At 26.8% G+C, this 21,790-nt stretch carries 23 protein-coding genes; 13 read left to right on the top strand and 10 right to left on the bottom strand.

Features of this window, described 5'->3' with window-relative positions; all coding sequences use genetic code 11:
* Positions 1-95: 95 nt before the first annotated feature.
* Positions 96-1,955 (top strand): Rne/Rng family ribonuclease, encoded by a 1,860-nt coding sequence (locus ABXT45_RS01830; protein ID WP_415314058.1) that lies wholly within the window; start codon positions 96-98, stop codon positions 1,953-1,955.
* Here ABXT45_RS01830 and ABXT45_RS01825 read toward each other — a convergent pair.
* Positions 1,952-2,725 (bottom strand): thiazole synthase, encoded by a 774-nt coding sequence (locus ABXT45_RS01825; protein WP_415314057.1) that lies wholly within the window; start codon positions 2,723-2,725, stop codon positions 1,952-1,954. The genes ABXT45_RS01830 and ABXT45_RS01825 overlap by 4 nt on opposite strands.
* 2 nt (positions 2,726-2,727) lie before the next feature.
* Positions 2,728-2,946: a sulfur carrier protein ThiS gene (thiS, locus tag ABXT45_RS01820; RefSeq protein ID WP_415314055.1), complete on the bottom strand. Its 219-nt coding sequence runs from the start codon at positions 2,944-2,946 to the stop codon at positions 2,728-2,730.
* A 16-nt stretch (positions 2,947-2,962) separates the two neighbouring features.
* Here thiS and aroQ point away from each other — a divergent pair, with 16 nt between their 5' ends.
* From aroQ to accC, 3 genes are read left to right on the top strand one after another with little or no spacing between them, the layout of a single operon-like run.
* Entirely contained in the window at positions 2,963-3,403 is a 441-nt protein-coding gene (gene aroQ / locus ABXT45_RS01815; protein WP_415314054.1) for a type II 3-dehydroquinate dehydratase, read from the top strand.
* The gene (locus ABXT45_RS01810; protein ID WP_415314053.1) at positions 3,400-3,825 is read left to right on the top strand and encodes an acetyl-CoA carboxylase biotin carboxyl carrier protein; all 426 of its coding nucleotides are present in this window, start codon (positions 3,400-3,402) and stop codon (positions 3,823-3,825) included. Before aroQ ends, ABXT45_RS01810 begins: the two co-directional genes overlap by 4 nt.
* The gene (gene accC / locus ABXT45_RS01805) at positions 3,825-5,162 is read left to right on the top strand and encodes an acetyl-CoA carboxylase biotin carboxylase subunit (RefSeq protein WP_415314052.1); all 1,338 of its coding nucleotides are present in this window, start codon (positions 3,825-3,827) and stop codon (positions 5,160-5,162) included. Before ABXT45_RS01810 ends, accC begins: the two co-directional genes overlap by 1 nt.
* On the opposite strand, the gene ABXT45_RS01800 is transcribed toward accC, so the two are convergent.
* Together ABXT45_RS01800 and ABXT45_RS01795 are read right to left on the bottom strand one after the other, a co-directional pair.
* Positions 5,159-5,566 carry a DUF2155 domain-containing protein gene (locus ABXT45_RS01800; protein WP_415314050.1) on the bottom strand — a complete coding sequence of 136 codons (408 nt, stop codon included), beginning with the start codon at positions 5,564-5,566 and terminating at the stop codon, positions 5,159-5,161. The genes accC and ABXT45_RS01800 overlap by 4 nt on opposite strands.
* On the bottom strand, positions 5,526-5,885 hold the full coding sequence (locus tag ABXT45_RS01795; RefSeq protein WP_415314049.1) for an NADH-ubiquinone oxidoreductase subunit NDUFA12 family protein: 360 nt from the start codon (positions 5,883-5,885) through the stop codon (positions 5,526-5,528). Before ABXT45_RS01795 ends, ABXT45_RS01800 begins: the two co-directional genes overlap by 41 nt.
* 115 nt (positions 5,886-6,000) lie before the next feature.
* Here ABXT45_RS01795 and ABXT45_RS01790 point away from each other — a divergent pair, with 115 nt between their 5' ends.
* The gene (locus ABXT45_RS01790; RefSeq protein ID WP_415314047.1) at positions 6,001-6,822 is read left to right on the top strand and encodes a ribonucleotide reductase; all 822 of its coding nucleotides are present in this window, start codon (positions 6,001-6,003) and stop codon (positions 6,820-6,822) included.
* 2 nt (positions 6,823-6,824) lie between these two features.
* On the opposite strand, the gene aspS is transcribed toward ABXT45_RS01790, so the two are convergent.
* The 3 genes from aspS to ABXT45_RS01775 are packed head-to-tail and all read right to left on the bottom strand — an operon-like array spanning position 6,825 to position 10,348.
* Entirely contained in the window at positions 6,825-8,609 is a 1,785-nt protein-coding gene (gene aspS, locus ABXT45_RS01785; protein ID WP_415314045.1) for an aspartate--tRNA ligase, read from the bottom strand.
* Positions 8,610-9,272: a DNA replication protein gene (locus ABXT45_RS01780; RefSeq protein ID WP_415314043.1), complete on the bottom strand. Its 663-nt coding sequence runs from the start codon at positions 9,270-9,272 to the stop codon at positions 8,610-8,612. It abuts the gene before it with no gap.
* Complete coding sequence (locus tag ABXT45_RS01775) at positions 9,269-10,348, bottom strand: hypothetical protein (protein WP_415314042.1); 1,080 nt, start codon at positions 10,346-10,348, stop codon at positions 9,269-9,271. The genes ABXT45_RS01780 and ABXT45_RS01775 overlap by 4 nt, the downstream gene beginning before the upstream one ends.
* A gap of 11 nt (positions 10,349-10,359) precedes the next feature.
* Here ABXT45_RS01775 and purM point away from each other — a divergent pair, with 11 nt between their 5' ends.
* Entirely contained in the window at positions 10,360-11,388 is a 1,029-nt protein-coding gene (gene purM, locus ABXT45_RS01770; protein ID WP_415314041.1) for a phosphoribosylformylglycinamidine cyclo-ligase, read from the top strand.
* The gene (gene purN / locus ABXT45_RS01765; protein ID WP_415314039.1) at positions 11,366-11,944 is read left to right on the top strand and encodes a phosphoribosylglycinamide formyltransferase; all 579 of its coding nucleotides are present in this window, start codon (positions 11,366-11,368) and stop codon (positions 11,942-11,944) included. The genes purM and purN overlap by 23 nt, the downstream gene beginning before the upstream one ends.
* On the opposite strand, the gene ndk is transcribed toward purN, so the two are convergent.
* Entirely contained in the window at positions 11,941-12,351 is a 411-nt protein-coding gene (gene ndk / locus ABXT45_RS01760; RefSeq protein WP_415314037.1) for a nucleoside-diphosphate kinase, read from the bottom strand. The two genes, purN and ndk, sit on opposite strands and share 4 nt — an antisense overlap.
* On the bottom strand, positions 12,344-13,801 hold the full coding sequence (locus ABXT45_RS01755; RefSeq protein ID WP_415314036.1) for a leucyl aminopeptidase: 1,458 nt from the start codon (positions 13,799-13,801) through the stop codon (positions 12,344-12,346). The genes ndk and ABXT45_RS01755 overlap by 8 nt, the downstream gene beginning before the upstream one ends.
* A gap of 60 nt (positions 13,802-13,861) precedes the next feature.
* Between ABXT45_RS01755 and ABXT45_RS01750 the strand changes: the two genes are divergently transcribed.
* The 6 genes from ABXT45_RS01750 to rsmA are packed head-to-tail and all read left to right on the top strand — an operon-like array spanning position 13,862 to position 21,169.
* On the top strand, positions 13,862-14,995 hold the full coding sequence (locus tag ABXT45_RS01750) for an LptF/LptG family permease (protein WP_415314035.1): 1,134 nt from the start codon (positions 13,862-13,864) through the stop codon (positions 14,993-14,995).
* Positions 14,995-16,068: an LptF/LptG family permease gene (locus tag ABXT45_RS01745; RefSeq protein ID WP_415314033.1), complete on the top strand. Its 1,074-nt coding sequence runs from the start codon at positions 14,995-14,997 to the stop codon at positions 16,066-16,068. The genes ABXT45_RS01750 and ABXT45_RS01745 overlap by 1 nt, the downstream gene beginning before the upstream one ends.
* A complete protein-coding gene (locus ABXT45_RS01740) occupies positions 16,058-18,502 on the top strand; it encodes an LPS-assembly protein LptD (protein ID WP_415314032.1) in 2,445 nt (814 codons plus the stop codon). The genes ABXT45_RS01745 and ABXT45_RS01740 overlap by 11 nt, the downstream gene beginning before the upstream one ends.
* Before the next feature lie 5 nt (positions 18,503-18,507).
* A complete protein-coding gene (locus ABXT45_RS01735; protein WP_415314031.1) occupies positions 18,508-19,425 on the top strand; it encodes a peptidylprolyl isomerase in 918 nt (305 codons plus the stop codon).
* Positions 19,418-20,380: a 4-hydroxythreonine-4-phosphate dehydrogenase PdxA gene (pdxA, locus tag ABXT45_RS01730; protein WP_415314030.1), complete on the top strand. Its 963-nt coding sequence runs from the start codon at positions 19,418-19,420 to the stop codon at positions 20,378-20,380. Before ABXT45_RS01735 ends, pdxA begins: the two co-directional genes overlap by 8 nt.
* On the top strand, positions 20,381-21,169 hold the full coding sequence (gene rsmA / locus ABXT45_RS01725) for a 16S rRNA (adenine(1518)-N(6)/adenine(1519)-N(6))-dimethyltransferase RsmA (RefSeq protein ID WP_415314028.1): 789 nt from the start codon (positions 20,381-20,383) through the stop codon (positions 21,167-21,169).
* Here the strand turns inward: rsmA and gmk are convergent.
* Entirely contained in the window at positions 21,158-21,790 is a 633-nt protein-coding gene (gene gmk / locus ABXT45_RS01720; RefSeq protein WP_415314027.1) for a guanylate kinase, read from the bottom strand. The two genes, rsmA and gmk, sit on opposite strands and share 12 nt — an antisense overlap.

The following is a 21,790-nucleotide window of genomic DNA, read 5'->3' as shown; positions in this document are numbered from 1 at the left end:
TAATATATATAAAAATTTGGTAATGTTAAGGCACCAGAATTCAAACAAAATTTAAAATTATTTAAATATAAAATGAAACAATTAATCGAAAATATATGGAAAAAAATTTATACATTGATGCTTCGCATCCAAATGAAACAAGAGTTGTACTTAAGTCAGGTGAAAGCATTGAAGACTACGAGTACGAAGGCTTAAAAAATAATTTAATCAAAAATAACATATACCTTGGTAAGGTAAGCCGTGTAGAGCCATCTTTACAAGCTGCATTTATTGATTTTGGTAGAGATAGACATGGCTTCTTATCTTTTAATGATATTCAATCAGACTATTATCAGATACCTCAGAGTGATTTAGCAAAAATAAAGGAAGAAGAAGAAAGAGCCAGAGAAGAACTTCTAAAAGAAAGTGAACTGGAAGAGCAAAAAAATATTAACGAAGGCAACCTTGATATTAACGATCCAGTTGAAGTAAAACCTGAATCTGAATTAGAGAGTGATGACCAGATAACAGAGGAGAGTGATGCTCCAGTTACAGATGGTGCCCAAGTTGATGAAAACAAAGAGCAATCTTCACCTGTATCATTTGGTAAAAGACATGAAGTAAGATTTAGATCTAAAAGATATAAGATTCAAGAGGTTATAAAACCTAACCAGGTAATTTTAATACAAGTATTAAAGGATGAAAGAGGGCAAAAAGGTGCAGCACTAAGTACTTTTATTTCTATAGCGGGTAAATATATTGTCCTAATGCCAAATACACCGAAAGGTGGCGGCATATCTCGTAAAATTTTTAACCCAGGAGAAAGAAAAAAAATTAGAACTATCTTAAACGATATAACCATTCCAAAAGAAATGGGACTTATTGTGAGAACTGCAGGGTCAAACAAAACAAAAAATGATATAGATCATGATCTTCAAACTTTGATTAAAACCTGGAATGAAATTAAAGATAATGCATTAAACTCTATAGCTCCATCATTAATCCATCAAGAAAGTGACATTATAAAAAGAACTTTGAGAGATATGTATGATGAAGACACAAACAGTATCATCATTGAAGGTAATGAAGGTTACAAAAAAGCGCAAAACTTTATGAAGTTAATGATGCCCTCTCATGTAAAAAAAATAAAAAAATATAGAGAAAAAGTTCCTTTATTTTTTAAAGAGAACATTGAAGAAAAATTAAATCAAATTTATGACTCAGAAATAAAACTAAAATCAGGCGGTTACCTGGTTATAAATCCAACCGAAGCATTAGTTTCAATTGATATAAACTCAGGTAGCTCTATTAAACAAAAAAATGTTGAGAGTACCGCTTTAGACACTAATCTTGAGGCAGCAGAGGAGATATCTCGACAAATAAAAATAAGAGACTTGTCTGGTCTAATTATTATTGATTTTATTGATATGTTAAGTTTTGGAAATAGAAGATTAGTTGAGAGAAAGCTTAAAGAGCAATGCAGAACTGATAGGGCAAGAATTCAAATAGGAAGGATTAGTACATTCGGACTATTAGAGATGTCCAGACAAAGATTAAGAGAAAGTGCTGTAAAATGGAAAGTTACTCTTACCGATGAGTCTTTTGCCATGAAAATTCTTAAATTAGTTGAAGTTAAAGCTGTTTTAACAAAAGCAAAATTTGTAGAACTCAAGATTTGTGAAAAGATATCAGATTTTATGAAGGAAAATTTCATTAAAGATTTAAAGTATTTTGAAGAAAAAAACTTAATTAAGATAGATATAATCGCAGATAATACTCTTATTATCCCCGAGTATATAATTGATCTCCAAAACAAAACTAAAAAAACAATAGAAACAGTTCAACATATAGAAAAATTAAAAAATCTAGAAGAGCAAAAAAAAGAGTTTAAATCTTTTGAAAGTCCAATTAAAAAGAAGCCTTATAAAAAAAAACCTTTTTTTAAAAAGAAATTTTTCAAAAAACCAACAGCTTAGATAATTCCAGTTTTTGGAGAAGAGGCACTTCCGTATATAGATTTTTCTATACGACCAGCTAAATAAGAGTGTCTTCCTGCAATGACTCCATTTTTAAATGCTAAAGCCATTTGAAATGGTTTTTTAGCTTTAGCAATTGCAGTATTTGCCAATACTCCATCACAGCCTAATTCCATAGCAATAGCTGCGTCCGATGCTTGACCTAAGCCAGCATCGATTATTAAAGGGAGCTTTGTTTGACTTCTTATAATTTTTATATTTGTTGTATTTTGAATTCCAAGTCCAGAACCTATAGGTGCTGCTAGAGGCATAATTGCACAAGCTCCTACATTCTCTAATCTTTTAGCCATCAAAGGATCATCATTGCAATAAACCATTACCTTAAATCCTTCTTTGGTTAAAACTTCTGTAGATTTCAATGTTTCAATCATATCTGGAAATAGATTTTTTTTATCTCCTAGAACCTCAAGCTTTACAAGTTTCCATCCACCAATTTCTCTTGCTAAACGTAAAGTTCTTAGAGCTTCTTCAGAATTAAAACAACCAGCAGTGTTTGGCAAATAAGTAATTTTTTTTGGATCAATATAATCCATTAATAAAGGTTTTTTTTTATCAGAAATATTTACCCTTCTCACTGCAACAGTAACTATTTCTGCACCTGATAATTTTATAGCTTTTGCACATTCAGCCATACTTTTATATTTTCCAGTTCCAACTATTAATCTGGAATTAAATTTTTTCTTATTAACTATTAATTTATCATTAACCAATTTTATCCACCTCCAATAAAATGAACAATTTCTATTTTGTCATTTTTTTTTAGTTTTATCATTTTTAAATTATTTTTATCTATTATTTCTTGGTTTAATTCAATTGCTACTTTTTTAAGAGGAATTTTTAGTTCTTTTAAAAAAATTGAGAGGCTTAAATTTTCATTTATTGTTGAAAATTTACCATTTATCTTAATTTTTATTTTTTTTATTTTTTTCATAATGTATAAGAATCTGATGAATAATAATATTATAATTATTAATGGTCCTAATCTTAATCTATTAGGTGAAAGAGAACAATCACAATATGGATCAATAACTTTCGAAAAATTAAAAGAAAACTGTTTAAGTAAAGCTAAAGATTTAAATATTAATTTAGAGTTTTCTCAGTCAAATATAGAGGGTGAAATAGTTACAACCATACAAGAAGCTAAAAATAAGTTTGATGGTATAATTATTAATGCTGCTGGTTTTACTCACACATCTGTTGCTATCAGGGATGCTTTAGATATTTATAAAAAACCAATTATTGAACTTCACATATCAAATATATATAAAAGAGAGGAATTTAGACACAAATCTTTAATCAGTGATATTGCTACAGGTGGAATTTTTGGTTTAGGTGATAATGGTTATATTTTAGCCATAATTGCAATGCAAAACATGCTACAGAAATGAAAATAGATAAAAATATTATTAAAGAATTAACTGATTACTTAAATGAGTTCAATTTAACTGAGATTGAATACACAGATAAAGATACCAAAATCAAAGTATCAAAATCAAACCCAGCTAGCTCAAATCAAGCAGTAAGTGTTGCTGCCTCAACACCAGTCCTTGATGCAGCTAAATCTACTGTTATATCTGGGACTGAAGTTAAGTCTCCTATTATAGGTACAGCTTATCTTGCAGCAGAACCTGGAGCTAAGAAATTTGCAGAAGTTGGTAAAAAAATTAAAAAAGGTGAAACGGTTATGATAGTTGAGGCTATGAAAACTATGAATCATGTTCCCTCTACAGCCGATGGAATTATAAAAGAAATTTGTGTAAAAGATGGCCAACCTGTTGAGTATGGTCAAACTATTATCATTGTTGAATAATGTTTAAGAAAATTCTAATTGCAAACCGCGGGGAAATTGCAGTTCGAATTATTCGAGCATGCAAAGAATGGGGAATAGCGACTGTTGCTGTTCATTCAGATGTAGATAGAGATAGTATGCACGTTAGATTAGCTGATGAAAGTGTTTGCATTGGTTCACACCAACCAGCAAACAGTTACTTAAATATTCCAGCCTTGATGTCTGCAATAGAGTTAACAAAAGCTGAAGCTGTTCATCCTGGTTATGGTTTTTTATCTGAGAATGCAACTTTTGCTAAAGTCTTAGAAGAAAATAATATTAAATTCATTGGTGCTTCTTCAAAACTCATAGAAATGATGGGGGATAAAATTCAAGCAAAAAGAATTGCAAAACAACATGGGCTTCCAATAATTGAAGGTTCTGAGGGCGGTGTAACTGATATAAAACAAGCAAAAGATTTATGTAAAAAAATTGGTTTTCCTGTTTTAATTAAAGCTTCTGGAGGTGGAGGTGGAAAAGGAATGAAGATTGTTAACAAAGAAGAGGAATTTGAAACATTATTTTCAACAGCAAAATCTGAAGCACAAAAATACTTTGGAAACGATGAGGTTTATATAGAAAAGTTTTTTCAAAACCCAAGACATATAGAGGTTCAAATTTTGTCAGGGAAAAATAGAACTATTCATCTTCATGAAAGAGATTGCTCTGTGCAGAGAAGGCATCAAAAATTAATAGAAGAAACTCCTAGTCCAGTCTTAACTGATGAAATCAGAAAAGATCTTTTTGAAAGAACAGTAAATATGGTTAGTAAAATTGGCTATGAAGGTGCTGGAACAGTGGAATTTATATATGAGGATGGTAAATTTTATTTTCTTGAAATGAATACTCGTGTTCAAGTAGAGCACCCAGTAACTGAAATGGTAACAGGGATTGATATAATTAAAGAACAAATTTGGATAGCGTACACTGGCGAAACAGCTTTAAAACAAAGCGATATTAATCCTAGAGGACATGCAATAGAATGTAGAATTAATGCAGAAGATGCGAGTAAAAATTTCCAACCATCCCCAGGAACGATAGGTATGTGTCATCAGCCGTCAGGTTTTAGAACTAGAGTTGATGGTTCAATTTTCCAAGGTTATAAAGTTACTCCATATTACGATAGCATGATCTGTAAAGTAATAACTCAGGGAAGAAATAGAACTGAAGCAATACAAAGAATGAATCGATCTTTAGATGAATTTGTCATTGAAGGGATAACAACAACAATACCTCTTCATAAAATTCTACTGAACCATAAAAAATTCATTGAGTCAGACTTTAATGTTGGCTGGCTAGATAACGAAAAAGTAATCTAGTAACATCTTGTTAGCCAAATGTCATATACTGCGTGATCAAAAGGGTTTACAGCAGGACTGGATGAAAAAGTCCATCCATTAAAAATAAAAACTTCATTATTATCTTTATTAGTTACGTCTTGAACTTGAATGTAAGCTGTTATTTCTGGATTATCATCAAATTCAGAGTTTTTACATTTTAGACTTTTTATTAATAAACTTTTAAATCTAAGCTCCTCCCCTATATTTAATTTCAAAAGATCAGTTTTTGAACTCACCTTATCTAAAATCTTAATTTCAATAAATTTTCCCTCATCACTCTCATTAGCCACTAAGAGTGATGGTAAGCTTATTAAAAAAAAATAAATTAAAAAAAATAATAAACTAACTTTTCCAGGTTGTGTATTTTTTTTTGATTGGCTCATTGTTTTTATTTGGATGATAGGCATTCTCAGTGCCTGTTTGATTGGATTGATGCGGTTTTTGCCAGTCATACTTATTCAATTCATGATTATTTTCAATTTTATTATTAGTGAAATGCATCCAAGAGTACCATTCATTAGGGATTTTCGAAGCATCAATTTCATCATTGTAAATCACCCATCGTTTTCCAGATTTACTTTCGTAATATTTATTACCACTAGAATCTTTTCCAGCAAATTTTCCATAAAAAATAGTTTTTAATTTTGTTCCAAGTGTTTCTTGATTCCACCAAATGAAAATCTTTTTAAAAAGTGTCAACATATTATCTAGTTAATTCTTCAATCTTAAATTGTATAATTTAAATTAGACTAAAGTAAGGATTTGTATATAAATTAATTATCTTACGATTCAAAATTAAAAATTAATTAAAGGAAAAATGGCAAAATACTTAGTTGAAACTTATTACACTTGTAGCTTTAAAGTTAATCATTATTTAGATGATATTAATGAAACAGAATTAGCCAACCTTGAAAAGCGCGATGATGGAAAATTTGAAGTTTTGGATGTAAAACTTGATACAAGAAAAACAAAAAGTTTAGATCCAAATAATAAAGTAATTGAGCCTAAAAAATTAGATATTATAACTGAACAAAGTCAACCTAAAATTGTTTCAAAAGAAAATAATACCGCTTTTGTTAAACAAATTAACGAAGGTGTGGGTAAAAGATTTAGTATGCCTGATAGAAGAAAAGGTTATATCCAAAAAGCGACGATTGGTGACCATAAAGTTTATTTACATACTGGCGAATATGAAGATGGTAAAATTGGTGAAATTTTCATAGACACAAGTAAAGAAGGTGAGCTGGTAAAAGCTTTGATGAATAATTTTGCAATAGCAATATCACTTGGACTTCAATATGGTGTTCCTTTAGATGAGTTTATTAGCGCTTATGTTGATACTAAATTTGAACCATCTGGAAAAGTTCATGGCAATGACAGAATAATGAGTGCCTCTTCAATACTTGATTATATATTTAGAGAACTCGCTATTTCATATCAAAATAGAGAAGATCTAGCACACACTCCATCTATTGGTGGATCAGATAGATCTTTACCTGAAGAAGAAAATACTGAAGATCAAAATCAATTACTTAAAATTATAAAAGATGTCACTAGCAAAGGCTTTGTTAGAAATAATTACAAAAAAAATCTTGTTGATTTATCTGATGTTAAGATAAGCTTAAAAGGTAAAAAGTAATATTATTTTTTAAGTTTTAAAGCTAAACCAAGCTCTTTAAGCTGCTCTTCGTTAACATTTGATGGAGCATTCATCATTAAGTCTTGAGCATTTTGATTCATTGGGAACATTGTAACTTCTCTAATATTCTTTTCATTTGCTAATAGCATTACAATTCTATCGATACCAGGGGCTATACCACCATGAGGTGGAGCTCCATAACTTAAAGCATTAATCATTCCACTAAATTTTTCATCAACTTGTTCTTTTTGATATCCAGCAATCGAGAATAACTTATACATCAATTCAGGTACGTGATTTCTAATTGCGCCAGAAGATAATTCTATCCCATTACAAACAATATCGTATTGATAGGCTTTAATATTAAGTGGATTATCAAGATCAATGTCTTTTAAATCACCTTGAGGCATTGAAAATGGATTGTGACTAAATTCAATTTTATTAGTTACTTCATTTCTTTCAAACATTGGGTAGTCAACAATCCAACAAAACGCAAAAGTATTATCATCAATTAATTTTAAATCCTTAGCAATTTTATCTCTTGCTAGAGAGGTTATTTTTTCAACTTCATTTATTTTTCCACAAGCAAAAAATATACTATCCCCTATTTGAGCTCCAGTGATTTTCATAATTTCTTCTAAGGCTTCTTTAGAGAAAAATTTTCCTACTGGTCCTTTTGCTGAAAGATTTTCTTCTTTTTCAATTGTAAAATAAGCAAGACCTGATGCACCTTGTTCTTTGGCCCACTTGTCAATATTATCAAAAAAACTTCTAGGTTTATCTTTTGTATTTTTTGTAACTATACATCTTACTTTAGAGCCAGATTTTACAAGCTTTTTAAATATCTCAAATGTAACATCATCACGGGTAAAAATGTTTGATAAATCGAAAATAATTAATGGGTTTCTTAAATCTGGTTTATCCGATCCATACTTAAGCATAGATTCTTCATAAGGTATTCTTGGAAATTTTTCATAAATTAATTTTTTTGAAGAAAAATTCTTAAAAACATTGACTATTAATTTTTCAACAACTTGAAAAACGTCTTCTTGTTCAACAAAAGACATTTCTAAATCGAGCTGATAAAATTCACCTGGACTTCTATCTGCTCTTGCATCTTCGTCTCTAAAGCATGGAGCTATTTGAAAATATTTATCAAAACCAGAAACCATTATAAGTTGTTTAAATTGTTGTGGTGCTTGTGGCAGTGCATAAAACTTTCCAGGATTTAGTCTGCTTGGTACCAAAAAATCTCTTGCACCCTCGGGACTGGAAGATGTTAATATTGGTGTTTGAAACTCCAAGAAACCAAGTTTAGACATCTCACTTCTAATAAAAGAAATAACTTTTGACCTTAAGATAATATTATCATGAATCTTTTTTCTTCTTAAATCTAAGAACCTGTATTTAAGTCTAATTTCTTCAGCATATTCTTGATCACTAAAAACTGGCATTGGTAATTCTTTGCAAGTACCGAGCACTTCAAATGAATTTATATTAACTTCTACCTCACCAGTTTGGAGATCAGTGTTAATGGTCTCTTTTGTTCTCTCAACAACCTTACCATTTATTTTAATTACGCTTTCTAATTGAATTTTTTCTAATGATTTAAAATTTTCGTTACTCTTATCTATGATACACTGAGTCATCCCATAATTATCTCTTAAATCTATAAACAATAAATTTCCGTGATCTCTTTTTTTGTTTATCCAACCTGACAAAACAACATCATTACCACTGTTATCTTTTGTTAACTCGCTACATGTATGTGTTCTGTATTTATTCACTTATTCCTCAAGAGCTTCATTAATAATTTTAAAGTCGATTGATTTCTTTTTTTTTAAACTAATCTTGTCAATTTTATATATGAATTCAAATATTTTGCCATACGATCTCTCAATTCTTTTAATAATAAAGTCAATCAGCTTTTTATCTAGAGTAATTTGTCTATCTGATAAATTTTTTAAAATCAGTGCAAACATTAACTCATCATCAGGGTTTTGAATATTTGCAAAAAGGCAGTTCTTAGTTCTAGATCGAAGATCTTCCAGTTGAAAATTGATCTCAGATATTGGTTTCGTTGATGTGATTATCAAAAACTTGTTATCTTGATCTATTATATTAAAGAGTGAATAAATAAGCTTCTCATTTATATTTAAATTTAAATCCTCTAAAACTATATTTTGGTAAGGTTTAATAGATTTAAGGTTTTCATCATTTAATGAATTAACATCAATCCTAATGCCATTAAACTTTTTCAAAAAAATATTTACTAAATGGGTTTTTCCTGAAAATTTTTCACCATTAATGTTTAAAAAATTTTTTTCCCATTTTGGCCATTTGTTGATCATTTCAAAAGCGTAAAAATTACTTTTTCCAACATAAAAGTCATCATCTTTAAAGTTTTGCTCATAATCAAAATCTAATAATAATTGGTTTAAACTTTTCATTTTATAGTCCAAATATTATTTTTCATTTCTAATTCAAGATTATTTTTTTTCATATTATTTAAAAATATATTAGGTGTACTATTATAAGTAATTTTATACTGAATACTCTCACTATTAAAATTCACAATGTTAAAGCCAGCCACTAGATCCATACTATCAAGTGCTTTTTCCAACTCTATAATTTTTTTAGTTTTTTTTGAATTAATAGATATTGTTATAGGAAGTTTTATTGATGTATTAATTTCATTATTTTTTTTCCATTGATCTTCATAAATTTGTTTCAAACCTTTAACAATATTAGAAAAGTCATTATTATTTAAAATATCTACTTTGGAATAGTTTTTGTTTTCAAGTTTAAGACTGTTATTTAAATTAATTTTTGAAAGTGTTCTTATGTTGCTACCTTCTTTATTTATTATTAGTATTATACTATCAGTAATATCATATTTATTAATTAAATTTGAAAAGTCATAAGTTTCAATATCATTTGACATTTTTTGTAACTCTATCAAGTCTTCGATATCCTCACTTGGTAACAAATAATCTAATAAATCATAAGAATTTTTTTGCTCATTCCATTTGTCATAAAAAATATTATCATTAAATAGATAAATACTATTATCTTTAGTTTCTATGATGATAGGAAATAATAAGACTTTATTTCTTTGTGGTATTGATGGAAAAATATTTTTATCTTCTAAAAATTTAAGAATTTTTTTTTTATTAAATGTTGTTTCTAAATTTGCAAAATACTCATTATTTATAAATTTTTCATCACTAATAGTAAAAGAATCGATCATGCCCTTAAGTACTTTGATTGGAACATTTTTAATCTTTTTTCTATCACTAGAGGTTGTAATCATTGAAATCAAATTAGAAAAGGAAATTTGAAATCCTTTATCAATTACACTATTTTTTTTAAAATTTAGCTCAAATGGAGAAGATATTTCAATGTCAGATACCTTAAACGCATTTGCATTCGAATAAGTTGTGGAAAAAAATACTATTAATAGAGAGAATAAAATAAAATAAATATATACATTCAGTAATTTATAAAATTTATTAATTATTTGCATATATTATACTAATGAAAAAAGAAAAATTTACCTATGAAAAAAGTGGTGTAAACATAAATGCTGCTGATAATTTTGTTAAATTTATATCGTCAATATCATCAAATAATAAAGGCAAAAAAAAGTTTAATAATATTGGTGGCTTCGGCTCTATAACTAATATTCCAAAAAACCTGAAAAATCCTAAAATTGTAGCTTGCACAGATGGGGTTGGCACAAAAATAGAGATAGCGAATTTACTTAACAAATATGACACTATTGGTATTGATTTAGTTGCTATGAGTGTAAACGATCTAATTGTTCAAGGAGCAAGACCACTTTTATTCTTAGATTATATTTCTATTAATAAAATTGATTTAAATAAATTAAAATTGATCCTCAAAGGAATAGTAAGGGGCTGTAAAATTTCAAACTGCGAATTAGTTGGTGGTGAAACGGCAGAAATGCCTGGTACTTATGAAAAAGGTAAATTTGATATAGCAGGTTTTGCCGTAGGTTTGGTTGATGAAAAGAAAATCCTAGCAAAAAAAAACATAAAAAAAAATGACTTAGTATTGGCTGTACCATCTAGTGGTGTTCACTCAAATGGTTATTCCTTAGTTAGACATGTTCTTAAAAATAAGAAAATTAATTTAAAAAATAATTCATTTTTAAAAAAAGAATTACTAAGACCTACAAAAATTTATGTCCAAGAAGTTTTAAATTTAATTGATAGTAATCTTTTAAATGGGTGTGCAAATATTACAGGTGGTGGATTAGCAGATAATATTAAGAGAGTTATTCCAGATAAATTAGTCGCTGATATAGATCTAAATAAAATTAAAACCAAAAAAATTTTTAAATGGTTGAAACAAAATAACATTGATGACAAGGAAATGTTAAAAACATTCAATTGCGGAGTTGGTTTTTGTTTAATAGTTAACCCTAAAAACTTAAATAAAATTACTAAATTTTTTACAAAAGAATTTAAACCCTATGTCATTGGAAAAATAACCACAGGAAAAAATAAAGTTAAGCTTAATGGTAAAATTGACTGGTCTTAAAAAGATTAAAACAGCAGTTTTTATATCAGGAACTGGAAGTAATTTAAAAAATTTAGTAAAATTTTCTAAAATAAAAAATTCACCTATATCTATAGATTTAATTTTTTCGAACACTTCGAAAGCCAAAGGCTTAAAATTTTCAAATCAATTTAATATCAAAAAATATGTATCAAGCTTTAAAAACTATAAAGTAGCTGAAACAAAAATATTAAATGTATTAAATAAAGAAAATATAAAATTTATTTGCCTTGCTGGTTTTATGAAGATTTTATCTAAAAATTTTATTAAAAAATTTAATGGAAAAATAGTTAATATACATCCCTCTTTACTACCAAAATACAAGGGGCTTGATACTCATGTTAAAGCTATACAAAATAAAGATAAGGTGGCTGGTTGTACTGTTCATTTTGTAACAGCAAAACTTGATTCCGGAAAAATAATTTTACAAAGAGAAGTTAAAATTTTAAAAAAAGATAACCCTATTTCTTTGGCTAAAAAGGTTCTAAGACAAGAGCATAAGCTCTACCCTTCAGCTATTAAGAAAATATTTAATTAATCTTTAAAGAAAAAATCAATCTCAATTTTAGCGTTTTCAACACTATCAGAACCATGTACAGAATTTTTATCAATAGAAATTCCATATTTTTTTCTAATAGTTCCTTCTGCAGCATCTTCTGGTTTGGTCGCACCCATTAACTCTCTGTTTCCTAAAACTGCATTTTCTTTCTCTAGCACCATCACTACTATCGGTCCTGAAGACAAATAAGCACATAAATCATTATAAAAAGGTTTTGTTTCATGGACTTTATAAAATTGCTCTGCTTCAGTTTTTGCTATCTGAATTTTTTTATCTTTAATAATTTTGAAGCCTTTATTTGTAAACATTTCTTTGATTTCATTATCTAAATTTCTTTCAACCGCATCAGGTTTAATAATTGATAGTGTTTGTTCTGTATTACTCATAATTATCCTCTATTAGTTGGTTTAATAATCTTACTCCATAACTAGTTGCTCCACCTGAGTTTAAAGCACCACCATATTTTGAAAATGCCATACCAGCTATGTCTAAGTGCGCCCAAGGTGTTTTATTTAAAATAAATCTTTGTAAAAACTGTGCTGCAGTTGTAGATCCTGCACCACCTACATAATTAATGTTTTGCATATCTGCATTTTTTGAATCTATAAGTTTGTCAAAGTTTTTATGCAAAGGCATTCTCCATAATTTTTCTTCAACTTTATCACCTGCTTCTAATAATTGTTTTGACAATTTATCATCATTTGAAAATAAGCCAGCATATTCAGATCCCAGTGAAACTATAATAGCACCTGTTAAAGTTGCTAGATCAACCATAAACCTAGGTTTAAATTTTTTCTCAGTAAAGGTTAAAGCATCAGCCAAAACTAATCTACCTTCAGCATCTGTATTTAATACCTCTATTGTTTTACCACTATAAGATTTTACTATGTCACCAGGTCTTTGAGCGTTTCCACTCACCATATTCTCAACAAGTCCTACCACACCAACGGCATTTATTTTTGCTTTTCTTATGGCTAAATTTTTCATTAATCCTACCACAGTAGCTGAGCCAGCCATATCATAGGTCATATCCTCCATAAACTTTGCTGGTTTTAAAGAATAACCACCAGTATCAAAACAAACTCCTTTTCCAACAAAAGCCAAAGGTTTAGAATTATTTTTTGCTCCATTCCATTCCATTGTAACAAGGTATGATCCTCGAATACTTCCTTGTCCGACACCAAGTAAAGCATTCATTCCAAGTTTTTTTAATTTTTTTTCATCATATATGTTTATTTTTAATCCAAATTTTTTAAGTGTATTTATTCTTTTTGCATATTCATCTGGGTGTAAAATATTTCCAGGCTCTGAAACAAGGTCTCTTGCAAAAAAACTTCCTTCTTCTAAGGCTTTAAATCTTAAATGATCTTGGGTAGATATTCTATTCTTGTTTCCTATAACATTTATAGAAACAATATTTTTATTTTTTTTTGATTTATAAATATTAAATTCATATGATTTTAATTTTAGTCCATGTAAAAAATAACCAACAAAATTTTTAATTTTATTATCAATTGTATCTGAATTTACAGAGTATTCATTTTTCTTATCATAATTAATATAACTGTGAAATTTGGCTCCTAAATTTTCTATATCTGATATTTTTATATCTTTCTTAATAGATACTAAAAATACTATTTTTTTTGAATTAATCTGAAAAAAAAGTAAGTCTTTTTTTAAATCACTATCTTTTAATAAATCAGATATGTAAGAAAACTCCAGGTGTGATAGATGCTTTTTTACGCTGTTAATATTAAAATTTTCATCAACAAATAACACAATGTTAGCCAAAGGTTTATTCAAATTATTATTTTTATAATTGATTTTAATAGACATAAATTTTAATACACTCAATGAGGGTTGAGTGCTATATAAGAGTTAATTTACCATATTTCAATGAAAAAAATTGTTTATAAAAAATTAGCTAAGGATTGTGTAAATTTTTTTATATTAGCTATCTTCACCATAAGCTTAATTATTTGGGTACTGCAAGCAGTAAACTATTTAGACTACGTTGTTGAGGATGGTCATGGATTTCTTGTATATTTTAAATATACTTTACTTAGTTTTCCAAAAATCATTAGTAGAATTTTTCCTTTTGCAGTTTTTTTAGCTTTTTCTTACATATTGCTAAAATATGAAATTAAAAATGAGTTAATTATTTTTTGGAATTTTGGAATTAAAAAAATTCATTTTATTAATTTTTTTATAAAATTTTCACTTTGGTTTGTACTTCTAGGTTTATTGTTAAATGCAATAATTACTCCATACACACAAGATAAAGCTAGATCTTATATAAGATCTTCCGACTTAGATTTTTTTGAAAGTATATTAAAACCTAAAAAATTTATAGATGTCATTGGAAATTTAACAATTTATTTTGATGAAAAGAATAGCAGCAATGAATTAATAAATATATTTTTAAATGAAAAAACAGATATCAATAACTCACAGACCACTTTTGCAAAAACTGCGACAATAAATATTCAAGATAATAAAAAAATATTAATATTATATGATGGTAAAACTATTAAAAATACAAATGGTAGTATATCGGAATTTCAATTTTCAAAAACTGATTACAACATTTCAAAATTCAATTCAAATACTATTGTAGATCAAAAAACCCAGGAAACGTCGACAATGGATTTGGTTAAGTGTTCACTATTTCATAAAAATTCAATAAATTATGCTGAAAACAAAGATGTGATAGAAATTAAAAACTGTGTATTTGGTAATCTGGAAAATGTTTATAAAGAACTTTATTCAAGACTGATAAAACCTCTATATGCAACTTTTCTAATAACAATTTCTCTTTTAATTATATTAAAGTCAAAAAACGATCACTCATTCAACGTTAATAAATTTAAGATTTATATATTTGCCTTTATTTTTATTGTTTTTTTAGAGTCATCAACAAAATTAATTAGTACAAATTTAATACAAAACTTATTTTTAATAATTTTGCCATTGGTTTTTACATTATCCATTTATGGATATTTTTTAATAAAATTGAAAGTTAACAGATAATGAAAACTTATATTAAATTTCTAATTAATCTTTTTAATATTTCTTTGTTTAAGGTTTTTATTATTTTTTTTGTTATTATTTTTATAACAAATATTTTAGAACAAGTTGAATTTTTTAAAGAAATAGATGTAGGTTTTTTCTATCTTGTGTTTTTATCTTTACTAAACACGCCTTCAATTGTTTTTGAGATATTACCTTTCATCTTTTTATTAACCACACAAGTATTTTTTATCCAACTAATAGATAAAAATGAATTAGAAATTTTTAAATATACTGGATTAAATAATCTCAGAATTATTAAAATCTTAGGAACTTATTCATTCATTCTTGGTATAATTTTTATTATTTTTTTTTATAACGCATCCTCTATCCTAAAAAATTCATACCTATTGATAAAAAATAGTTACTCAAATGATAATAAGTATTTGGCTGTTATTACCGAAAATGGTCTTTGGATAAAAGATGAAATAGATGATAAAATTAACATAATTAATGCCAATAAAGTGGACAATGAATTTTTATTAGATGTTACTATAACAAAGTTTAGTAAAAATTTTGATATTTTGAGTGTAGTGCAAAGTAAAAAAGTCGATATTACATCTAAAAAATGGAAATTATTTGAACCCAATATTTTAACAGATACTGCTAATAGCGCTTTATTTGAGTCAACATTTAAATCAAATTTTGACCTAAACAAAATAAATGGCTTATTTTCAAATCTTGCATCTCTTTCAGTGATTGATTTAATTGCTTTAAGGAAAAGTTATCTGTCACTAAATTACTCTGTGATTGATATAGATTCTCATTTATTAAAAATTGCTTCTTATCCAGTTTACATAACTTTGATTACAGTTTTTTCAGCTATTATTATGTTTGGTATTGGCTATCAAAAAAATACTTTTTTTAAGATTACATTAGGAATTTTTTTATCTGTGGTCATTTATTATATTAACTACTTTTTAAATATTCTTGGTACAAATGAAAAAATTCCTTTAATTCTTTCAATTTTTCTTCCTTTAATTATATTATCAATAATAAATTTCATCTCTATAATAAAACTAAATGAAAAATAAATTTATAACTTTTTTTATAGTGCTGATTTTTATTTTTGCCTATTTTACAAAAATTTTAGGAGAAGAGTTTATTTTTGAAGTTTCTGATATAGAAATTATTGAGAATGGTGACATTTATAAAGGTAATAATAGAGGTAAAATTAAAACTAATGACCAACTTGAATTAATATCAAATAATTTTGAATATTTAAAAAAAATCAATCGACTTGAGGCAAATGGAGATGTTCAACTTTTTGACTTGAAAAATAACATAACTATTAATGCAGAAAAAATATTTTATCTCAAAGATAAAGAAATAATTTTAACAATAGGCAAAACATTGATTAATGTTTCAAATAAATACAATATTGAAGGGTATGATTTAACTCTCCTTAAAAATGAAATGATTTTATCTTCTAAAAAAAATACAATTATTACTGATAATGAGTCAAATATATATACCCTCGAGCAATTTCAATACTCAATAAACAAAGAAATTCTTAAAGGTAAAAATATAGTAACTACAACAAATAATGACAAAAATGGTAATGATAAAATTTATTTTAAAACAGGATTTTTTAATTTAAAAAAAAATAAATTTTTAGCAAAAGATGTGGTTGCAAATTTAAATAAAAATTTATTTGATAACAATGAAAACGATCCAAGAATTATTGCAGCTTCAGGATATGGTGATAAATTTAACAGTTATTTTGATAAAGGTGTCTTTACATCTTGTAAAAAAAAAGACAAATGCCCCCCATGGAAAATTAGATCAAAAAAAATACACCATGATAAAATTAAAAAACAAGTTATATACAAAAATGCCTGGTTAGAAGTCTATGATTTTCCAGTTATTTATTTTCCTAAGTTTTTTCATCCAGATCCAACTGTGGAAAGGCAATCTGGTTTCTTAAAGCCAGAACTAGGTAGCTCTAATAACCTTGGTAATTCGATTTATACACCATATTTTTTTGTAATATCTGATGACAAAGACTTAACAGTAAAACCAAGGCTATTTGATAATAACAAATTTTTACTACAGAGTGAATACAGGCAAAAAACAAAAAAATCACTTACAGTAGTAGATTTTAGCTTTCTCGAGGGTCACGACTCTAGCGCTCTAGATAAGGGAGGTGTAAGATCTCACTTGTTCACTAATACAATAATGGATTTATCGTTGGATAACTATAAAAGTAGCACACTTAAAATTGATTATCAAAAAGTGTCGAATGACAACTATCTAAAATTATTTAATCTAGAATCTTCTATTTTACCACTAAATAAAGATGTTCTTGAATCTTCAGTTAAATTAGATCTAGAACATGAAGACTATGACTTAACTACCTCATTTGAAATATATGAAACATTGAGTGGCTCTAACAGTGACAGATATCAATATGTATTACCGATTTATGATTTTTCAAAAAATTTTAATTTAGATAGTTTTGATGGAAGTTTTAATTTTAATTCGTACGGAGATAATACCTTAAGCAATACAAATATTACCGTATCTTCCCTTTCTAATGATTTGAACTACTCTGCCCTAGATACTTTTTTTGATAACGGGATTAAAACAAATTATGAAATTTTTCTAAAAAATATTAATACAGTTGGTAAAAATAGCCCTGTATATAAGAATAATCCTCAATCAGAATTAATGAGTGCCTATACTTACAACGCTTCTATACCGCTAATTAAAAAAACACTTGTCAGCTTAAATACTTTAGAACCTAAGCTTTCCTTAAGATTTAGCCCTCATGAAATGAAAAACAATACAAATACATCAAGAAGAATTGATATTAGTAATATTTTTGCTTCTAATAGATTAGGCCTGAGTAACTCATTTGAAGCAGGTGAGTCTATTACATTAGGTTTAAATTTTAAAAAAGAAAAAATTAGCACACTGAATGAAATAAGTGAAATAGAAGAATATATTGATATTAAGCTCGCTTCAGTGTTCAGGTTAAAAGATGAAAAAAATATTCCAACTAACAGTACATTAAATAAACAGAACTCAAATATATTTGGACAATTTGACTTTAATCCAACTAAAAATATTTCATTTGGCTACAATTTTTCACTAACAGATGATTTAAGCAAATTGGAGTATAATTCATTATTATCTGAAATCAAAATTGGAAATCTTAACACTCAATTTGAATATTTAGAGGAGAGTGGTGTTATCGGTCAAACCAATGTTATAGAAAATAAAACAAAATATAAGATTAATAATGAAAATTACTTATCATTCAGCACAAGAAGAAATCGAAAGCTTAATTTAACTGAATATTACGATTTAATATACGAATATAAAAATGACTGCCTAACCGCTGCAGTAAGATACAAGAAAAATTATTATAATGATGGAGATATTAAACCTGTAGAAGATTTATTCTTTTCAGTCACTATTATTCCACTAGGAACATTTTCTCCTGATAAGATGGCTTTAAGATAAAATACATGAAAAAAAAAATTTTAATATTTTTACTGATTTTAATTAGTGTTAAAGCTCAATCAATTGAAACAAAGATAATATACAACATTCAAAATGAAATTATAACTAATATTGATATTAAGAATGAATTTAAATACCTTGTTGCTCTTAACAACTCCTTAAAGGAATTGGATAAAAAAAAGATTTTAAATATTTCAAACGAATCAATAATTAGAGAAAAAATTAAAAAAATAGAAATATCAAAAAATTTTAAAAAAATTGAATTAAATGAGGACTATTCAGAGCTTCTAATAAAAAATATTTATACACGATTAAATCTAAAATCGATAAATGAATTTAAAATATACTTAAAAGAATATGATTTAGAAATAGAAGACATTAAAAAAAAAATAACTATTGACGCATTGTGGAATGAGCTAATTATAGCAAAATATAAGTCTAAAATTAACATTGATGAAGTTAAAATAAAAAAAGAAATCATAAAAAATAGTAAAGTTCAGTCGAAAGAATATCAATTGTCTGAAATTATCTTTGAAGTAAAAAACAAAGAGGAAATTGAAAAAAAATATAACGAAGTAGTTAAAAGTATTAATGAGATTGGATTTGAAAATAGTGCTGCTACGCATAGCTTTTCTGAGTCAGCCAAAATTGGTGGTGACATTGGGTGGATTAATGAAAATTCACTTAATCAGAACATAATGAAAAATGTAAGTAGTTTAAAAGTAGGAGGAATTACAAAACCTATAATTTTATCAAATGGTATATTGGTATTAAAATTAATAGATATAAAAAACTCTGAAACTACAAAGGATATTGAGAATGAATTAAAAAAAGCAATTAATTATGAACGTAACAGACAATTCAATCAATATTCGAAAATTTATTACAATAAGATTAAAAAGAATTTAGATTTTAATGGTTAAAGAACCAATAATAATTGTAGGTGGTGAGCCTAATAGTGTCTTTTTAGAAATTTTTTTTAAATGTTTAAAAACTAATACTTATAAATCACCCTTGATAATTATTATTTCCAAGAAATTACTTCAAAAACAAATGAGAAAATTAGATTTTGATTTTAAAATAAATGATATTAATAAAGATTTAAAAAATTTCTCTAAATTAAATAATAACAAAATTAATTTAATAAATGTTGATTATGACTTTAAAAAATGTTTTGAAAAAATTACTAGTAAATCAAATAAATACATTAACGAAACTTTTAAAATTGCTTTAAATTTTATGAAACAAAATGATTTATCAAAATTTATTAATGGTCCAATTTCAAAAAAGTCTTTTTTAAAAGGAAGAACTTTAGGTATTACCGAATATCTTGCAAAGAAAACTAAAAGTGATGAGGTTGCGATGTTAATATTTAATAAAAATTTATCTGTTAGTCCTCTTACAACTCATCTGGCTTTAAAAGATGTTAATAAAAAAATTACAAAACAAAAAATATACAAACAGGTCAATCTCATTAATAGTTTTTATAAAAAAAAATTTAATAAAATTCCAAGAATAGCAATAACTGGGCTTAATCCTCATTGTGAAAGTAATTTTCAAAATTCTGAAGAAGATAAAATAATAATTCCTGCTATCAAACAATTAAGATTAAAAAATACTAAAATAAATGGTCCATTTCCTGCTGACACTATTTTTACAAAACCTTTAATAAAAAGATATGATGTAATTATCGGTATGTATCATGATCAAGTGCTTTCTCCTATGAAGGCTTTATTTAATTTTGATGCAATTAATATTACTTTGGGCTTGCCATTTATTCGAATTTCCCCCGATCATGGTCCAAATTATTCTATGTTGGGTAAAAATTTATCAGATCCAAAAAGCTTAACCCAAGCCTTAAAGTTTTTGGATAAATAAGTGTATATAAAAGCAAAAAAAAGTCTTGGACAAAACTTCTTGATAGATAGAGATGTGCTTGAAAAAATTATATCTATAACAGATATAACAGGCAGAGAAGTCTTAGAAATTGGTCCAGGCAGTGGAAATCTAACTACATATATTTTAAAGCAAAAACCAAAGAAGCTCTATGTTGTGGAAAAAGATGATGATTTAGCTACATTATTAAAAGAAAAGTTTGATAATGAAATAGAAATTATCAATGATGATATTTTAAAAGTATCTGAAGATAAAATCTCAAATCAAAAATTATCTGTTTTTGGAAATTTACCATACAATATATCAACTGAAATCTTATCCAAATGGATTCTTAATATTGGTTCAAATTTTTGGTTTCAAAGTCTTGTATTAATGTTCCAAAAAGAGGTAGCTGATAGAATTATATCAGAATTTAATAGCTCTAAGTATGGGAGACTATCTATTTTATCTAGTTGGAAATTGAATGTAGAAAAAATAATAGATATTAAACCACAAAGTTTTTCACCAAGACCTAAAATAGATAGTTCTTTACTTTTATTCACTCCAAAAGAAAATTTTTTTGAATTAAAGGATCCTAAAAATCTTGAAAAGATTACTAGAATATTTTTCAGTCAAAGAAGAAAAATGTTAAAAAAACCCTTCAATCAAGTTTTTGATAATGGAAAACAGGTTGCAGAAAAATTTGGCATTGATCTTAATCTTAGACCTCAAAACCTTGAACCTGAAATATATTTCAAACTTGTAAAAGAATATGAAGACTTAAGAAGTTAGTTTCTCAACATGCTTTCTGATAAAATCTTTATCATAATCTTTTGAACCATTATTAATTTCAGCATCAATTAAACTGCTAATTTTTGAATAACACTCTTCTAGATTGTCGTTAATAATTACGTAGTCATAATTAATCCAATGCAATACATCTCTGCTAAATTCTTTCATACGTTCTTCTACTATCAATTTATCTTTCATGTCTCTATTTGATAGTCTTTCAAATAGTATTTCTTTACTAGGAGGTAAAATAAAAAAAGTAATTAATTTATAATTTAATTTTTTATTCTTGATTTGATCGGCTCCCTGCCAATCAATATCAAATATTACATTTTCGCTTTTTTCTAATTTTTCAATTACTGGTGTTCTAGTTGTTCCATAAAGATGGTTAAATACTTTTGCATATTCTAAGAACTCTTCATTTTTTATTAAATTTTCAAATTTATAATGATTAACAAAGTAGTAATCTTTGTCTGCAATTTCGTTAAGTCTAGGTTTTCTTGTAGTGTGAGAAACTGAAATATGAAAGTTTTTGTTTTTTGAAAGAAGTTTTACTAACGTTGTTTTACCTGCCCCAGATGGGGATGATAAAATTACCATTATCCCATCTTTTTTTATGGACAT

The sequence above is a fragment of the Candidatus Pelagibacter sp. Uisw_106 genome, from assembly GCF_047724975.1.
Classification (GTDB): domain Bacteria; phylum Pseudomonadota; class Alphaproteobacteria; order Pelagibacterales; family Pelagibacteraceae; genus Pelagibacter.
Note: the sequence above shows the minus strand (reverse complement) of the source record. Positions and strands in the feature narration are given on the sequence as shown.

What these genes read in the sequence shown, in the direction of transcription:
- ABXT45_RS01830 (WP_415314058.1), top strand. Translation starts at nt 96, where the DNA reads ATGGAAAAAAATTTATACATTGATGCTTCGCATCCAAATGAAACAAGA.
- thiS (WP_415314055.1), bottom strand. Translation starts at nt 2,946, where the DNA reads ATGAAAAAAATAAAAAAAATAAAAATTAAGATAAATGGTAAATTTTCA.
- aroQ (WP_415314054.1), top strand. Translation starts at nt 2,963, where the DNA reads ATGAATAATAATATTATAATTATTAATGGTCCTAATCTTAATCTATTA.
- ABXT45_RS01810 (WP_415314053.1), top strand. Translation starts at nt 3,400, where the DNA reads ATGAAAATAGATAAAAATATTATTAAAGAATTAACTGATTACTTAAAT.
- accC (WP_415314052.1), top strand. Translation starts at nt 3,825, where the DNA reads ATGTTTAAGAAAATTCTAATTGCAAACCGCGGGGAAATTGCAGTTCGA.
- ABXT45_RS01800 (WP_415314050.1), bottom strand. Translation starts at nt 5,566, where the DNA reads ATGAGCCAATCAAAAAAAAATACACAACCTGGAAAAGTTAGTTTATTA.
- ABXT45_RS01795 (WP_415314049.1), bottom strand. Translation starts at nt 5,885, where the DNA reads ATGTTGACACTTTTTAAAAAGATTTTCATTTGGTGGAATCAAGAAACA.
- ABXT45_RS01790 (WP_415314047.1), top strand. Translation starts at nt 6,001, where the DNA reads ATGGCAAAATACTTAGTTGAAACTTATTACACTTGTAGCTTTAAAGTT.
- ABXT45_RS01780 (WP_415314043.1), bottom strand. Translation starts at nt 9,272, where the DNA reads ATGAAAAGTTTAAACCAATTATTATTAGATTTTGATTATGAGCAAAAC.
- ABXT45_RS01775 (WP_415314042.1), bottom strand. Translation starts at nt 10,348, where the DNA reads ATGCAAATAATTAATAAATTTTATAAATTACTGAATGTATATATTTAT.
- purM (WP_415314041.1), top strand. Translation starts at nt 10,360, where the DNA reads ATGAAAAAAGAAAAATTTACCTATGAAAAAAGTGGTGTAAACATAAAT.
- purN (WP_415314039.1), top strand. Translation starts at nt 11,366, where the DNA reads ATGGTAAAATTGACTGGTCTTAAAAAGATTAAAACAGCAGTTTTTATA.
- ndk (WP_415314037.1), bottom strand. Translation starts at nt 12,351, where the DNA reads ATGAGTAATACAGAACAAACACTATCAATTATTAAACCTGATGCGGTT.
- ABXT45_RS01755 (WP_415314036.1), bottom strand. Translation starts at nt 13,801, where the DNA reads ATGTCTATTAAAATCAATTATAAAAATAATAATTTGAATAAACCTTTG.
- ABXT45_RS01750 (WP_415314035.1), top strand. Translation starts at nt 13,862, where the DNA reads ATGAAAAAAATTGTTTATAAAAAATTAGCTAAGGATTGTGTAAATTTT.
- ABXT45_RS01745 (WP_415314033.1), top strand. Translation starts at nt 14,995, where the DNA reads ATGAAAACTTATATTAAATTTCTAATTAATCTTTTTAATATTTCTTTG.
- ABXT45_RS01740 (WP_415314032.1), top strand. Translation starts at nt 16,058, where the DNA reads ATGAAAAATAAATTTATAACTTTTTTTATAGTGCTGATTTTTATTTTT.
- ABXT45_RS01735 (WP_415314031.1), top strand. Translation starts at nt 18,508, where the DNA reads ATGAAAAAAAAAATTTTAATATTTTTACTGATTTTAATTAGTGTTAAA.
- pdxA (WP_415314030.1), top strand. Translation starts at nt 19,418, where the DNA reads ATGGTTAAAGAACCAATAATAATTGTAGGTGGTGAGCCTAATAGTGTC.
- gmk (WP_415314027.1), bottom strand. Translation starts at nt 21,790, where the DNA reads ATGTCCATAAAAAAAGATGGGATAATGGTAATTTTATCATCCCCATCT.